At 44.6% G+C, this 15,542-nt stretch carries 15 protein-coding genes; 4 read left to right on the plus strand and 11 right to left on the minus strand.

The genetic code is table 11. The features are described 5' to 3' along the window. Nucleotides 1-77: 77 nt before the first annotated feature. The 6 genes from DYD21_RS19970 to DYD21_RS19995 form a co-directional block, all read right to left on the minus strand. Nucleotides 78-527, minus strand: coding sequence for a hypothetical protein (locus DYD21_RS19970; protein ID WP_158607384.1), 450 nt, complete (start codon nucleotides 525-527; stop codon nucleotides 78-80). 84 nt (nucleotides 528-611) lie between these two features. After that, complete coding sequence (locus DYD21_RS19975) at nucleotides 612-1,265, minus strand: hypothetical protein (protein ID WP_116038790.1); 654 nt, start codon at nucleotides 1,263-1,265, stop codon at nucleotides 612-614. Further along, on the minus strand, nucleotides 1,265-1,720 hold the full coding sequence (locus tag DYD21_RS19980; RefSeq protein WP_147303662.1) for a hypothetical protein: 456 nt from the start codon (nucleotides 1,718-1,720) through the stop codon (nucleotides 1,265-1,267). Before DYD21_RS19980 ends, DYD21_RS19975 begins: the two co-directional genes overlap by 1 nt. A 157-nt stretch (nucleotides 1,721-1,877) precedes the next feature. Further along, entirely contained in the window at nucleotides 1,878-3,374 is a 1,497-nt protein-coding gene (locus DYD21_RS19985) for an AMP-binding protein (RefSeq protein WP_116038792.1), read from the minus strand. Nucleotide 3,375: 1 nt separating this feature from the next. Further along, entirely contained in the window at nucleotides 3,376-4,458 is a 1,083-nt protein-coding gene (locus DYD21_RS19990) for an enolase C-terminal domain-like protein (RefSeq protein ID WP_116038793.1), read from the minus strand. Further along, the gene (locus DYD21_RS19995; protein ID WP_116038794.1) at nucleotides 4,451-5,347 is read right to left on the minus strand and encodes a 1,4-dihydroxy-2-naphthoate polyprenyltransferase; all 897 of its coding nucleotides are present in this window, start codon (nucleotides 5,345-5,347) and stop codon (nucleotides 4,451-4,453) included. The genes DYD21_RS19990 and DYD21_RS19995 overlap by 8 nt, the downstream gene beginning before the upstream one ends. Before the next feature lie 352 nt (nucleotides 5,348-5,699). Here DYD21_RS19995 and DYD21_RS20000 point away from each other — a divergent pair, with 352 nt between their 5' ends. The 4 genes from DYD21_RS20000 to DYD21_RS20015 all read left to right on the plus strand — a co-directional run bounded on the left by DYD21_RS20000 (nucleotide 5,700) and on the right by DYD21_RS20015 (nucleotide 10,214). After that, nucleotides 5,700-6,713, plus strand: a complete 1,014-nt coding sequence (locus DYD21_RS20000) for a glutamine synthetase beta-grasp domain-containing protein (RefSeq protein WP_116038795.1) — start codon at nucleotides 5,700-5,702, stop codon at nucleotides 6,711-6,713. 222 nt (nucleotides 6,714-6,935) lie between these two features. Continuing rightward, on the plus strand, nucleotides 6,936-8,297 hold the full coding sequence (locus DYD21_RS20005) for a glutamine synthetase family protein (RefSeq protein WP_116038796.1): 1,362 nt from the start codon (nucleotides 6,936-6,938) through the stop codon (nucleotides 8,295-8,297). A 9-nt stretch (nucleotides 8,298-8,306) separates the two neighbouring features. Further along, nucleotides 8,307-9,350, plus strand: a complete 1,044-nt coding sequence (locus DYD21_RS20010; protein ID WP_116038797.1) for a hypothetical protein — start codon at nucleotides 8,307-8,309, stop codon at nucleotides 9,348-9,350. An 18-nt stretch (nucleotides 9,351-9,368) separates the two neighbouring features. Continuing rightward, nucleotides 9,369-10,214 (plus strand): HAD-IIA family hydrolase, encoded by an 846-nt coding sequence (locus DYD21_RS20015; protein ID WP_116038798.1) that lies wholly within the window; start codon nucleotides 9,369-9,371, stop codon nucleotides 10,212-10,214. A 19-nt stretch (nucleotides 10,215-10,233) separates the two neighbouring features. Here the strand turns inward: DYD21_RS20015 and DYD21_RS20020 are convergent, their stop codons facing one another. The 5 genes from DYD21_RS20020 to DYD21_RS20040 all read right to left on the minus strand — a co-directional run bounded on the left by DYD21_RS20020 (nucleotide 10,234) and on the right by DYD21_RS20040 (nucleotide 15,540). Continuing rightward, nucleotides 10,234-11,070, minus strand: coding sequence for a 1,4-dihydroxy-2-naphthoyl-CoA synthase (locus DYD21_RS20020; protein ID WP_116038799.1), 837 nt, complete (start codon nucleotides 11,068-11,070; stop codon nucleotides 10,234-10,236). Further along, nucleotides 11,063-11,878 (minus strand): 2-succinyl-6-hydroxy-2,4-cyclohexadiene-1-carboxylate synthase, encoded by an 816-nt coding sequence (menH, locus tag DYD21_RS20025; RefSeq protein WP_116038800.1) that lies wholly within the window; start codon nucleotides 11,876-11,878, stop codon nucleotides 11,063-11,065. The genes DYD21_RS20020 and menH overlap by 8 nt, the downstream gene beginning before the upstream one ends. A gap of 1 nt (nucleotide 11,879) precedes the next feature. Beyond that, entirely contained in the window at nucleotides 11,880-13,577 is a 1,698-nt protein-coding gene (gene menD, locus DYD21_RS20030) for a 2-succinyl-5-enolpyruvyl-6-hydroxy-3-cyclohexene-1-carboxylic-acid synthase (protein ID WP_116038801.1), read from the minus strand. Next, complete coding sequence (locus DYD21_RS20035; protein ID WP_116038802.1) at nucleotides 13,567-15,015, minus strand: isochorismate synthase MenF; 1,449 nt, start codon at nucleotides 15,013-15,015, stop codon at nucleotides 13,567-13,569. The genes menD and DYD21_RS20035 overlap by 11 nt, the downstream gene beginning before the upstream one ends. Nucleotides 15,016-15,264: 249 nt before the next feature. Continuing rightward, on the minus strand, nucleotides 15,265-15,540 hold the full coding sequence (locus DYD21_RS20040; protein WP_116038803.1) for a DUF4290 domain-containing protein: 276 nt from the start codon (nucleotides 15,538-15,540) through the stop codon (nucleotides 15,265-15,267). Between the last annotated feature and the right edge of the window lie 2 nt (nucleotides 15,541-15,542).

Here is a 15,542-nt window from a genome sequence, read left to right on the forward strand (position 1 = left end):
AAGTTTTTTTCGGTAATCGAGTGTAATCTCACATGGCAGGTGTGAAATAACAGGTTTAGTTCCGCCTTCTGTATCAGTTATTCGTAATAGATAGTAAGTGTTGCTTTCCCCGTGTACAGTCCCGGCAGTATATCGTCAACATCGATTGATCCACCGATAATAATCCACAGGGCACTCCAATACTCCTGTTCTCCACTACTGTATTCACGATTTGATAATTCTATCTGTTCTATACCTTCACGTATAGGCTGAGCTGATTCATTGTAGTTCTCCCCATCTCTATAAAATGCATTAAGAGATAGATTTATCCTGTTATCGGACGCATTATGGGCGTGCTTAAGAACATTAGAGGATTCTAAAGTTAACAGAATTTGACTTGCCTGGTATGTATTAATTCTGAATACGCCGGCACGGGAACTATCAAACCCGATATGATGATGGCCCGAATTAGTCTCAATCATTCCAAAATCAAGATGCTGTTCTACGGTAGCTTCAGATTCAGGCTCAATTTCAATCTGAAAGTTCAAAAACTGTGCTGAACCAGCATTAAAAGCAGCACAATTAAGGAGGATCGAAAATGTGAAAACGAGAAATTTCAAAGCGTAGGCCTTTTACTGGTATTCAATTGTTACGGTGATTGAGCCGGAATAGAAACCTGCAAAAATATTACCCACATCAATTTCACCATAAAGGAAGATAAACGCTTCACTGTTGACAGACTCCTGGTTGAAATCACCACTTTGTGGAATGGGAGGCGGGCCGGGGAGCTGAAACTCACGGGCTTTAATCGGAAAACGGGCGTTCCCAATATTATTTGTTCCCGTTCCGGTTACATGAATATATTCGGCATCCGACACCTGATTGATTCCGCGGTTTGCATAGCCTGCTTTCATTGTGAATGGAATGCTCCTGAGAGGATCACCGCTGTATGATGGATCACCGTTCAGCAACAGTTCTCCAGTTCCATTGATGTCAACCAGAATATCCAGGTAATGAACTCCAATTGCTGAAATAGAAACTGCTTCAGTTAGTGAAATCTCGTACACACCGCCATTTCTGACCACCGCGCCATCAAACTGCAGGTCTGAAAGTGTTACATTTTCAAGATGAAGTGTGTAAGTTCCGTATTCACTGAAATTGATCTCCTGCGAAATTCCGTCTGACGGATTCATCATTGTCATGACGAGTACTCCCAGACTCACCAGAAGCAATTTTAACGAATCAAAAGGTGAACCATTGGTAATATAATGAATAGCTTTAGTCATCAGATATATTCAATTTCTATGGTAAATTCACCATCATATATACCCGGGGCAGCATTCGACAGATCAACATCACCCCCAATCCAAATAAAAAATTCCCCATCCTCATTAAATTGAAGTTCCCTTGTGGTTTGCTCCAGAGGTTCAGCCGAGTTTTGGTCGTTTAGGTGATTACCGGCTATGCGGTACCGAAAAGCGATTGAACCTGGACCATCTGGATTCCTGATTGTGAAGTCCCGGATGTAATTTAGCCTGAATTCACTTCCGGGCAGACCACTGGCAATCATTTTCCCTGCTCTTCCACTTGAAATGGGGCTAATTCTCAATACAGGATTCTGCCGGTCCAACCCATGAAAATCTAGCGTTTGAATGGTGAGCAGTTCGATAGAATTCTGGAAATTGGCCGAGATATGAATAGATATGGATTTAGTTTGGCCGCTTTGAGCTGATACAATCAAAGGAACACATAGAAATACGATCCATAACGGTAACGTGCGACAAACTGTTTTTATAAGTGAGAACACGCAGGAAAAGTTGTTTTGAGAGTCAGACTGTGATTAAATCTGATTATCGTACCAAAACAATATTTTCTTAATTGCAGGAATGCTTGTTATTTCAGAATTTCGGATCTTTTTCATTCTTCTGATAGAGCTTAAAAAGTTCGCCACGCCTGATTTTTCCCAAAGATGTGGTGGGAATTTTATGAACAGGTACATACTCTTTTGGGATTTTGTATCCCGACACACGTTTTTTTAGCTCACCAGAGAACCATTCAGGGTCAAATGATTCTTCGTCTTTTATTTCAAGCAGGGCAACAACTTTTTGTCCCCATTCAGGATCTGATATCCCGGTCACTGCTGCCCGGATCACCCCATCGAAATTTTCAAGAATCTGTTCAATTTCAACCGGATCCACATTTTCCCCACCTGTGATGATTCTGTCAGTTCGCCTGTTTTTGATAAAAAGTTGCTTCCTTCGGTTCAGGTGGCCGATATCACCGGTATTGAACCAGCCGTTTTCATCAAAAACACGTGAGTTGAGAGCAGGGTCGGGGTAAGAATCGATCACTTGTGGTCCTCTCAGCCAAATTTGGCCGATTTCATTCGGCGGCTGAACGGATCCGTTTTTAGGATCACGTATCTGAACCTCGTTGGGTTTAAAAATAGTTCCCACGCTTTTTTTAGGGTGATACATTCCGCGGGGCTGAAGCATCGGATTAGCTGCGATTTGCGCGCAGGTTTCTGTCATTCCGTAACTCGAAACAACCGGTACACCCCGCTCAAGCGCTCGGTCTATCAGCCCATCGGGAACAGGGCCGCCACCAAGAAGAAGTGCTTTAAATTCAAGGTGCAGCTGAAAAAGCGGTTCATCAAGCAGGCGCTGAAGCATCGTTGGAACCAGAGAAGCGACCTGGAACAGGCGATTTTCAGACAGAAAAGTTCGGATTTGATCCTCATCAAAACTGTCCAGCCTGAAAATCGCCGAATGATACAGAATAGATCGAATAACGATTGATATTCCGCCTATGTGATTGAGCGGTAAACAGAGCAGCCAAAAACGGTCGGGGTCAGGTTTAAAGTTGATTGCGGATGCCTGTGTTGCAAAAATTATCTGTCTGCGCAGTAATGATACCAGTTTTGGTCTCCCGGAAGATCCGGAAGTGAAAAAATATCCGAATGGGAGTGAAGGATCAGAAGAGGGTTTCTCGATTGTATTTTCAGATGCAATTACATTCAGATCACGTTTTGCGATATCTAAAACCGGGTAATCATCAGCCCTGGCCCGGTTTTCAGAATCTGTATAAAATGCACCGGGCTTTTTGATATTGATTTGGTCCCGGAGCTCAGCATCGGTCAGGTCGGGGTTGAGCGCGATAAATGGTATTTTCAGTAGATTGCATCCGGCAATCACAAAAATCAGTTCATCACTGCTTCGGCTAAGCAGGGCCAGCGGACGATCTTCCGAAATGTTGTTCTCGCTGCACATTTTAGCGAATATTGAACAAAATCCATAAAGGTGCGAATAATCGTATATCGTTTTTTCCGAAGCCAGGAAGCTTTTCTTGGGGTCAGGTAGTGAAAATTCAGGATAATTCAATTTTTGGGAACTCATTTCAAAAAAGTTTTTCGAGGCGTTCAGGATCTAAAGAGTTAAACGGTACAATCGATTGACCGGAAACATTATCTAAAAGCGCATGGTTTTTGTCATCCGATGTCTTCGATAAATCATACGAAAAAAAGTCTCCGGTATTTAATCCGTGCGCCGAAATTCGGCTGCCGAATATGCCGGCTAAAAGTGTAATGAACCTCCTTCCAACGATAGATTCAAGAGCAGTGGTAAAAATCACTCTGTCTACAAGATGATCGTAACGGGAAATTGTTGCAAATAAAGGGATTAAATTTCCAAGCAGCATAGGTTTAAGAATATAAAAGAGTGATTCAGATTCGAATCGGAAAACATTTGCGTATCCGAATTTTGGAATGGATTCATCAAGCGCAATTGGCAGATGTGAGCGTTCCGTGATTTCGGTTATTTGACGGATGTTTGTAAGCCTAACCGGCTCTTCAAGATACTCTACCGGAAGATGAGCAAACAGTTCCGATAAAATTGAGATTTGTTCAAGTGGCCAGGAACGGTTGGCATCAATTCGAAATTGAATTCCAGGGAACCGGCTGGAGGCGTTATTCAGAATTTGAGCTAACTCACCCGGTTGATTTCCAGTTTTAATTTTGAACACTCTGAATCCCTGATCAACGCCATCAGAAATACGGTTTAAAATGTAATCTCTGTCACCTATTCCGATAACGGCATTGATTTCAAGCTGATTTTGAACGGAATGATTTAAAAGGGTTGACAGCGATTGGTTGCTTCGATGACAAAGCAGCATCAACCCGAGGCTGCTAACGCCGAATTGGAAGGATGGAATTTGAGGTAATGCAGATGTAAAATGAGCGAGTGAATCCAGGGTGAATGGTTCAGAATAAAACTCCTCGATCGACCCTCTGAAATTTGAATAAACAGTTTGAACCTGTTTATGGTTTTCAGAAGAAAAACCAGTGAGCGGAGCTGATTCCCCGATCAGGTCACATTGAGAATTTCGATAACGTAAAATAAATCCTTCTCTGTTTTCAAAGGAGCCGGCAGCGGTGGTAAACCGTTCGGAAAAAGGGAGTCGATATCTGTAGAGGCTAAACATAGGTATCAATGATAAAAGCGGCAGCGAGCAGAAATCCAAACATCATCATCAATCGGGCTGTTTCAGCAAGGGTATCGTTTAGCTCTTTTTTATCGATGTTGGTCCAGATCGTTTGATTCAATTTGTAGGCTGGAAATAGGGTTAGGTAGGCGAGATAAATCCATCCGGAGGCATCCGTTAAAACGTGCATCAATGAAAGAGACAAGTATGAGAGGACAAGCATTGCGGTGTACTCAGCCTTCAGCATGTTTTCACCAAATAGCACCCCAAGGGTTCGTTTATTGGCCGCCCGGTCCTGTTCAATATCACGGAGATTATTTACAACCAGAATATTTACACAGAGTGCGCCAACCGGAATGGAGGCCCAGAAAGAGGTTACTGACCAGCTCAAAGCATTCACATAATACGTTCCTGTTACAGCAACGATTCCAAAAAAGATAAACACAAAAAGGTCACCCAGTCCATTATATCCAAGCGGGTAGGGGCCGCCGGTATAAAGCACGCCAAAAAGGAGCGATAGGAGCCCGATCAGAAGTACAACCCAGCCGCCGATCCACACAAGGTAAAGCCCGGCAAAAAAAGCTATAAGCATGGCGGCGATTGTAGCATTTCGCATCGCTTTGGGGGTGATGAGTCCGGCAGCCGTTGCCCGTTCAAAACCGAGACGTTCATCGGTATCGGCACCTTTTATAAAATCGAAATAATCGTTGGCAAAATTGGTACCGACCTGGATAGTGAGGGCGCAAAACAGGGCGACAAATGTGGTGTCAAAACGGAAAAGCTGATGGTTCCAGGCGATCGCGGCGCCGGTTAATACAGGCACTACTGCAGCCGCCAGGGTTTTAGGGCGGGATGCGCTCAGCCAGAGCTCTATTTTATTCTTTTTCAAAGGTTTAAGTGGTAATTGTGGTGTGAGTATTTTGGTTTCATGAAGATAGTGAATCTGGTGCACCCTAAAAAAGTTCAGTTAGCAAACCGTTAGTTCAGTCGTATACTTTAAATTGTTAACTCGGAAGCGCTTCTACGGTAATAAATAAAAGAAATAATCAGTTTGAATTTCTTTAGTAAATAACTACATCTGAATTGATTAAAAAAATTTTGTTAATACTCATCTGGTCAATATATTTACCACTGTTTTTGAATTTTAACTCAAGCTGGTTGACGTTTACTGCACAGGCTCCGAAGGCTCAGGCAGTTAAACAACCAATCAACTTTATAAAACTACAAATACCCACGAACGCATGGCATACTCTAAACTTGAATACATTTGGCTTGATGGATATGAGCCTACTCAGCATCTGAGAAGTAAAACCAGAGTTATACACGATTTTAGCGGAAAACTTGAAGATGCACCCATTTGGGCATTTGATGGAAGTTCAACTCTCCAGGCAACCGGGAGCTCTTCTGATTGTCTGTTGAAACCGGTTGCGATCTATCCTGATCCTGATGTGAAGCATGGATACCTGGTGATGACTGAAGTTCTGAATTCAGACGGTACCCCGCACGAAACGAATTCAAGAGCTGCAATTGATGAAGATGACACCGATTTTTGGTTTGGTTTTGAACAGGAATATTTCCTTGTAGATCCTGAAACAAATCGCCCCCTCGGATTTCCGATCAACGGGTATCCCGCACCGCAAGGCCTCTACTATTGCGGCGTTGGAGCAAGGAATGTTTTTGGACGCGAAATTATCGACGAACATCTTGATATCTGCCTGGAAGCAGGATTGAATGTTGAGGGCACAAATGGCGAAGTTGCAGCCGGACAGTGGGAATTTCAGATTTTTGCAAAAGGCGCAGCCCAGGCCGGTGACGAAATCTGGGTTGGCCGCTACCTGATAGAGCGAACCGCACGCAAGTATGGAATTGCAGTAGACTGGCATCCGAAACCACTCGGTGATACGGATTGGAACGGATCAGGAATGCACGCCAACTTTTCCAACGGTTTCATGAGAGATACCGGCGGCGAGGAAAATATGAAAAAGATTTGTGAAGAGTTCGGAAAGCACATCCAAGAACATATTGATGTTTACGGTGCTGATAACGACAAGCGACTTACAGGTAAACACGAAACGCAGTCTATCGACAAATTCAGCTATGGTGTATCTGACCGGGGAGCTTCTATCCGGATTCCGATCTCTACGATCGATGATGGCTGGAAAGGACGTCTGGAAGACCGTCGTCCCGCTTCAAATGCCTGCCCGTATGAAGTAGCTTCACGAATTATTAAAACGGTACGTAACGTTAAGCCGTAATTTATTCTTTGCATTTGCTATGAATAATAAAGCCCCATCTTTTCCAGGTGGGGCTTTTTTTTGCCTGCAAACAGAATTTAGATTGATCAGTAAAGCAGGTATTTTTATGGAAAATGTTGCTGCCCCCGAAGTTTAATTCATCCCGTAAAGAGTGTACATTCTTTAGAATCTTTAATAGAAATCCGAAGAGTCCCACAGGGTAAATATCAGAAAACGTACATCATGAAATACACGAAAGATGAAATTGCGGGATTAATTGAATCACATCCGTCAAATCACATAAAAGTAGCTGTAACGGATATTGACGGAGTGTTGCGCGGAAAGCTGATCTCGAAGAAAATTTTCCTGAAAGCACTTCACAGCGGCACCGGATTTTGCAATGTTATCTTTGGGTGGGATGTAAATGACAATGTGTATGAAGATTCAAAAGTTACAGGCTGGCACACCGGTTTTCCCGATTCAAAAGTGACCATCGATCCCGGAACGTTTCGAGCAATTCCGTGGGAAAACGATACTCCGTTTTTCCTGGCTGATTTTAATCAATCGAAAGAATTAAGCGGAGTTTGTCCGCGTTCACTCCTTAAAAAAGTTGAGAAGGAATGCCATTCAATGGGTTACCGTCCTTTTTTTTCAAGTGAATATGAGTGGTATAATTTCAGTGAAACTCCACAATCATTAAGTGAAAAAGGGGGCGTAAATCCAACGCCATTCACACCGGGTATGTTCGGATATTCAATGCTTCGTGCATCACAACAGAACGATTATTTCAACGCACTGGCTGAGGAATTGAGCCTGTTTCATGTTCCGGTGGAAGGAATTCATACAGAGACGGGTGACGGAGTATATGAAGCGTGTATCGAATATACCACAGTTCTCGAAGCTGCCGACAGAAGTGTTCTTTTTAAAAATGGAGTGAAAGAGATCGCTTCAAGGTTTGATATCATGCCCAGTTTTATGGCGAAATGGAACAATCATCTGCCGGGCAGCGGAGGTCATATACACCAGAGCTTGTGGGATGAGGATGGAAGTAAAAACCTCTTTTATGATGAAGAACGAAAAGAAAAGTATTCTGAATTGATGGAGCACTATATCGCGGGTCAGCTTCATTGCCTTCCCTATATCCTGCCGCTGTATGCTCCAACGGTAAACAGTTACAAACGATTTGTTTCAGGTTCATGGGCATCTACGAGCGTCAGCTGGGCTGTAGATAACCGGACGACTGCACTGCGTGTGATCGCATCAGGGCCCGAAGCTGCCCGCCTGGAGACGCGCGTGCCAGGCGCCGATGCGAATCCCTACCTGGCAATAGCAGCGGCTCTGGCGTCTGGATTGTACGGCATCAAAAATAGGCTTACTTTAAATACACCTCAGACAGAAGGAAATGAATACAGCCGGGATACATCCGAACAACTGCCGGCCACACTGAAAGATGCCACGGAAAAAATGAAGGCATCCGATCTTCCGGCTGAACTTTTTGGTAAAGCATTTACGGAACATTTCATCTACACACGGGAGTGGGAATGGAAACAATTCTCACAAGCCGTAACGGACTGGGAGTTAAAACGATATTTTGAAATCATCTGAAATTACTTCATGAATCAAATTGATTTTATTGGGATTGTCAGAGAAGCGGTTAAGAGTTTTGATGATTCCAAACGGATTGTCAGAATTGATGACATCAGTGCGAAGGTTTCTACTAATCACGTATACCGGATAAAGTTTTCTGACCACAACATTATTATTGCCAAACTCTCATATTTTGGCAAATTCGAACATTTTGTGGAAGATCACAGCATTATAAATTCGCTGTCAAATAATTTGCCGGCACCGTTTGAAAATGTGCTTGCCCGATCGCTGATCAAAGGAAATACGCTTTTTGTTCATCGCCATACCGACTCTTTTATTGATGCGTGGATTGTGTTCTACCGGCCGATGCGCGTTCGAAAAAAATTACCGAAACGGCTTAACGAAGAACAAATTAAAAAGCTTGGTCGTACGTTTGCACAATTTCACCAGGCTTGTTTTAGTGTGAAAAATACGCTGCCACCATCATCGAAAACAATGCAGATTGATATTGAACACCTGCAGCGGATCCTGCAAACTCCATTGGGTCAGCACGACCACCGGATGCACGTAGACCTGATCCGCGAGCAGTGTAACATGTTTCTTGAAAATTCAGCAAAACTGAATGCGGAAAGTTTTGAAACAATCCCGGTCTTTGTAGATTGGAACATTGGCAACTTTTCGGTGACCAAGCAGCTGACACTTCATTCGCGCTGGGATTACGACTGGTTCCGCGTTAGTTCGAGGATGATGGATTTTTATTTTTTCAGCAGAATTGTTTCTGATGTTGGTGATCAGACTACTTTCAGCTATGATATTGACCGGTTTATGGAGGAACGGTTTATGATTTTCCTGAAGGCGTACCACGAAGAGTATCCGCTGACGGAAGCTGAAATACGGTTCCTTCCGGAAACGTACCGGTTTTTTCTGCTCAATTATGTTGTAAAGTACGGCCGCTACTTTTTTCATGAGGTCTTTTCCAACCGGCTGCAGCAGGAAGCGTATAACAATCACCTGCCGACCATAGAGGAGAAGTTTGATGCAGAGCCTCTTTTACGCACGATTTTCGATTAACTATCAGTAACAGCTATTATGGAAAAAGTATCTTTTAAATCAATTATCTCAAACTATAAGGCAGTTTTTGTAGATTCCTACGGAGTACTGAAAAATCATCAGGGTTTGATTGATGGCGTGGAAACTGCGATCAAACACGTGCGCGATGAGGGTAAAATTTTGCGTGTACTCACCAATGATGCATCCCGCAGCCAGGATGAACAGGTGGAGATGTTCATGAACATCGGGCTTAATACGTTGAAAAGCAGTGAAATTATCACCTCCGGTATGCTTGCCAGGCATTTCCTGGAATTGAAAATTAAAACGGGGAAAATTGCCTACCTCGGCACACCAAGTTCTGCAAGGTATTTTTTGCAGTTTGGGATTGAACCGGTTCCCGTAGCTGAAATCGACCTGGAGGATATCGACGATATTCTCGCTTTTGTTTTCCTGGATGATGAAGGCTTTGACTGGAATGAAGGGATCAACAAAACGGTGAATTTTCTGCGGCGCAAAAACCTTCCGGTGATTGTTGCCAACTCCGATAAATACTATCCGATCTCTAACAATGATGTCGCCGTGGCAATTGGGGGGATTTCCAGGCTGATAGAATCAGTTCTGAACCAGAAGTTCATCCGTTTCGGAAAGCCAGATTCCCAGATGTTCATGTATGCGTATGACGATATCAACAAGTACGGTAACTTTTCCAAAAGTGATATCCTGATGGTGGGGGATACGCTGCATACCGATATCCTGGGCGGAAATAAATTTGGCCTGAAAACGCTGCTGGTACTTTCCGGAAATACTCGCCCGGAAAACTTTGAGATGAAAATTAACTCCACCGGTATTATACCCGATTATATTACAGACTCCATTCTCACCTGATCAACTGGACACCAAAAAGTCATAGTGAAAGCCAGGGGAATTTTTTGAAATCGGGTTTTCGTTTTTCCAGAAATGCGTTGCGTCCCTCTTCAGCTTCATCGGTCATGTAGGCCAGCCGTGTCGCTTCGCCCGAAAATACCTGCTGCCCCACCATTCCGTCATCCACTAAATTAAAAGCGAATTTAATCATTCGGATGGCGGTCGGACTTTTTTCAAGAATTTCCTGTGCCCACTGATATGCGGTCTCTTCAAGTTCTTCGTGGGGAACCACTTCGTTCACCATTCCCATTTCGTATGCCTCCTGAGCGGAATAACTTCGGCCGAGAAAGAAAATCTCGCGGGCACGTTTCTGCCCAACCTGCCGGGCGAGGAGTGCCGAACCGAAGCCGCCATCAAAACTGGCTACATCGGCATCTGTCTGTTTGAAAATAGCGTGCTCTTTACTGGCAAGGGTCAAATCGCAAACCACATGCAGGCTGTGGCCGCCGCCAACCGCCCAGCCCGGGACGACGCAGATTACAACCTTACTCATAAAACGGATCAGCCGCTGGATATCGAGAACATTCAGTCGCTGCACGCCGTCGCCGCCTTCATAGCCCCGTTTGCCGCGTACTTTTTGATCACCGCCCGAACAAAACGACCAGACGCCATCATCTGCGGGACCTTCTCCGGAAAGCAGAATGACACCAATAGAAGTGTCTTCACGAGAATCGATCAGTGCCTCTTCCATTTCATAAAGAGTTTTCGGCCGAAATGCATTTCGGATATTAGGCCGATTAATGGCTATCCGTGCAACACCGTTTGATTTCTTGTATGTGATATCTTCGTACTCTTTTACCGTTTTCCAGTCAGACATGGCTGTTTAAAAATTGAGTTAATATTTTGGCAATCTGTTCCGGCCGGTCGGCATGAACCCGGTGGCCGGCATCTTCAATAATTTCTACTGTAGCATTGCTGCAAAGTTGAGCCATTTGAGTCATCTTATCAACATATTTTTGATCAATTTTTCCGGCGATCAGGAGTTTCGGATGGTTTAAATCAGCAAGAGTTTTGCAAACGGGAGACATCACACCGGCCCCGAAACCCCGTAGTGAAGCAGCCATCCATTTTGGGTTTTGCTGTCTGATGATCTGTTCATAATTGATTTCCGACTCATCATTTTGGGAATCGAACAGAGGCAGGCGAATCCACTCATCAACAAACGATTCAAAATCTTCTTCAATCTCCTGCGCCCGGTTTTCATCAGTCGCTGCACGATTTTCACGCTCATTAGAATCTGTAATTCCGCAATGGGTGCTCTCCAGGATCAACCCTGAAAAATAGGAGGGATGATTAGCCACAAGATGCTGTGCGAGGCGTCCGCCCATGCTGTAGCCATAAATAAAAAGGTCAGGCAGCTTCAGTCGATTGAGAACAGACAGCAGATCGGCGACCTGGTTCTGGGCAGCAAATCGATCCGGATTCACTTCATCGCTGATGATCGTATCGCCGTGGCCGAGAAGGTCGATCGTGACAGGGTTACACGTCTCTCGGACTCTGCTGATAACCGGTTCAAACACTTTGGATGAGCCCATAAAACCGTGTAAAAAGAAGAGGTACGGAAGGTCAGCCCGGTTTTGATGGATGTTAACTTTGTACATCACGCCGTTTGTATAAAGTTTCATCCTACGATCCCCACAATTCTTTTCTCATACTCATACTTGCGTCGGGATCGGTAATGCATTCGATGATCCGTACTCCTGGATTTTTAACTGACGAAAGTCCGGTTTCCTCCAGTTGCTGACGATTTTCTACACGCTGATATATGATGTTGTGCGCCTTTGCGATGTCCTCAATGTTTACATTTTGTGGTGTTTCAAAAAAGTCGGTGTACGTCTTTTTCTGATCGTAAACAGGCAGCATTCGAAAAATATTTCCGCCTTTGTTGTTTACAACTATAACGGTGAACGGAGTTTCTGATTTTTGTAATGTGAGCAAGGCATTTGAATCGTGAAGAAAAGCGAGATCACCGGTCAGGCAGGTTGTGGGCTTGCCGGATGCAATTGCGGTGCCGATCGCTGTGGATAAAATCCCGTCGATGCCCGCAGCTCCGCGGTTGACCGTTACATGTTGTCCCGGTTCGCCAAACAACGCCGCATCCCGAGGCGGGAGAGAGTTCGAAAGCATGATGCTGTTTCCTTCGTTGCTATCATGTATAAAGCGGGAGAATATATGACCGTCTGTTAACCTGTTTTCCTTTTCTAAGAACGAGTGCAGAATTTCACCGGCTTCTTGATCTGCATCTTTCCATACGGTTAGTTTGTAGGAAGTGGTTTGGTCAAATATTTCCAAATCAATTGTTTCACCGGGGGAGAGATTCACCACAAGATCTGAGCTCATCTGGTGATCCTGCCATGAATTCCGGTAATCAAACCGTATCGTATCAACATCCTTCCAATCCTCCAGTGCGGTTAGCACCGATTTTGTGAATGGCTGGTCACCAAAACGGAGAATCAGATCGGGTTTGAGTTTTTGACGAGTAGCTGGATTTCGTAAAAACTGTTCATAACGGTGAACTCTGAGCGGATGTTCACCCAGCTGAGAACCCGGCTCCGCGATAATCGGACCAATGAATTGTTCGGCAAACCGGAAAGCAAGCTTTTCAGGGGATTGAAATGCATTTGAAGGTCCGGCTATAATCAGCGGATTTTCCGCATGTTTGATGCGATCTGTGATCTCATTACCCAGGATTACGGATTTGGTGAGATCGGCTTTTTGATTAAAACTGTTTTCATTCTCACTTCGGAATAGGTTTTCCGCTCGCTTTAATTCGTTTTCTTCCGGTTCAAGTGGTTTTCGAAAAGGTACGTTGATGTGGGCTGCTCCGCCTTTCGTTACAGCATCTGAAATCGCCTGTCTTGCAGAAAATCGGATTCTGTCAATGTCCCAGCTTTGATTGACCGGTTCACCAAGTTCATGAAAAAGTACGGTGTGATCCCCAAAGAGTTTTATCTGATCAATCGTCTGGGAGCTGCCGATACCGCGAAGGTTTGGCGGCCGGTCAGCAGTGAGAACCACTATCGGTACACCGGAGGCGCGGGCTTCTGCCACAGCCGGAAAATAGTTCGCCGCTGCAGTTCCGGAAGTGCAAACAAGAATGGCCGGAACGCCGGTCTGCTTTCCAATTCCCAAAGCGATGAATGCGGCTGACCGTTCATCCAGCACCACTGTTGATTTGATCTTCTGGTGATGCGCACAGGCCAGTGTCAGCGGAGTGGAGCGGCTCCCGGGGGATATGACAGCGTGACGGACACCAAACCCAGTGAGGGCATGAATCAGTTCAGCTGCAGTTTCATATGGGGAGAGCAGGCGGTCAGAGCTCATTCAGCGCAGTGGTGATGGGCTGAAATTTCATCAGGGTCTCCTGCCATTCACTTTCGGGGTCAGAATCACCCACGATCCCGCATCCTGCAAAAAGGTGTGCGTTATTTTTATGGAGCAGGGCGCTTCGGATCGCCACGGCAAATTCTCCGCATCCGTTCAAATTGTACCAGCCCACGGGTGCAGCGTACCATCCGCGTTCGATCTGCTCAATTTCCTGGATAAACGGCACGGCGTTCTCCCTCGGAAAACCGCCAACAGCAGGAGTTGGATGAAGCTGCTGAACAAGATCATGAATCTTCACGCCGCTTTTGATGGTAGCAGAAATAGGAGTGAAGAGATGTTGAACGTTATTCAGTTTTTTTATTTGCGGCTTATTGGGGTGCTCCACCCTGTAACTGTACGGAGCGAGAGAGTTGTCAATTGCGCGTACCACAAATTGATGCTCTATCCGGTCTTTGTGGCTGTCAAGAAGAGATTGTGCGAGGGCAGCGTCTTCTGAGGCACTTTTCCCGCGGGATGTACTTCCGGCAAGGCCTTCGGTTTTGAAGGTTCCGTCCTCAAAAGAAGCGAGCCGTTCCGGGGTGGCACCAATGAACGATGTTTCCTTATCAATCTGAATGATAAAATTGTAGCATTCCGGATATTTTTCACGCAGATGGTAGCTGAGAAGCGTTGGATTCAGATTATGTTTCGATTTCAACTTGACCGATCGTGCGAGCACAATTTTCTCGAATGCTTTTTCGTGGATCAGATCTTTGGCGCGATCCACACGATCCAACCAGGTTGGTTTATCAAAAGCAGACTGCATGTTGCAAAGAATATTCTGATTGCCATTTATGGCTGGCGCTGGTAAGGCATGTCTGCCCGAAATATTGAGAAAGTCGGTAACCCGCTCAATAATCTCCATGTAGATATCGTGAATCGCTTTTGATTTCCGCTCGAGTATGAGCGTCAGCATATGCCTGTGACCGCTTTTTACAAGAATCCACTCCGGCAGCACAAAACGTGCGGCTCCAAATCGTTTCCAGATTTTACCAACATTGTGATCGCCAAAACTGTATCCGCCTAAAAACAGCGGCCCGGCCATGTTATGAGTGACTGATGTGTAGGCAGAGATTCTCTTCTTCAGTTTGTTTGTCTTTTCAGAAATCTCATCAAATCGGTTTTGTCCCGTAGCACGTAATTCTGAAACTTTACCTGCTGCAGAAATAGAGATTTTATTTACGGGATGATCCCAATAAAATTTATCCTCTTCAGAAGAGTGCTGTTCCAGCGCAACGAGCGGGTCGATAGGAGCGATCGGCAGAGTGATAGATATCAGGCGATCCGGGTTCTTTTTTTCCTGGGATAACGCATGAAGAAACGCTTTGAAAGACTCGCTGTCCAGCGTTTCAATAAATTCTGTTGTGGTTTTTGGAAACCGTTCTGCAGATATCATAGCTTCGAAACTTGTGATGTTATATAACTTTCAATATAAATTGAAAGTTTAACAATCCCAAAGTAAAAGGTTTAAAAGAATAACCACTCAAACATCGATTAGCAATTGAAGCCTAACAGCTTAACCGATTTTGGAGCACTTCGTTAGAGATGTTCAAAAATGCAATTGAGATCCTGCATTGAGGGGGCAGGAAGACTGCATTTTGAGATTTTGTAAAGCCTTCATAGAAGTATTCAGGAAAATACGTAGCTATTTTGCGTCGTCGGGCTGACCGATTTCAAACGGATTCTGGATCCCGTATTCTGTTGGATCAAATTCAGCCAGTTCAAAGAAATAATCCCATGCCAGCTTGCTCTGTCCGTTTTTTTCAACCCAGTTCGGGTGGCTCTGTTTGATCAGGCCAACAACACGTTTTGCGTATTTCAGCCTCTCTCCGTGATCATCAATATTTGGAATAGCAGCGATCATCAGATCCATGTTATAGCCACAGTCGTAATCTTTTGGTTTACCTTGATCTAAAAACATCT

Source organism: Rhodohalobacter sp. SW132 (assembly GCF_003390325.1).
Taxonomy (GTDB): Bacteria; Bacteroidota; Rhodothermia; order Balneolales; family Balneolaceae; genus SW132.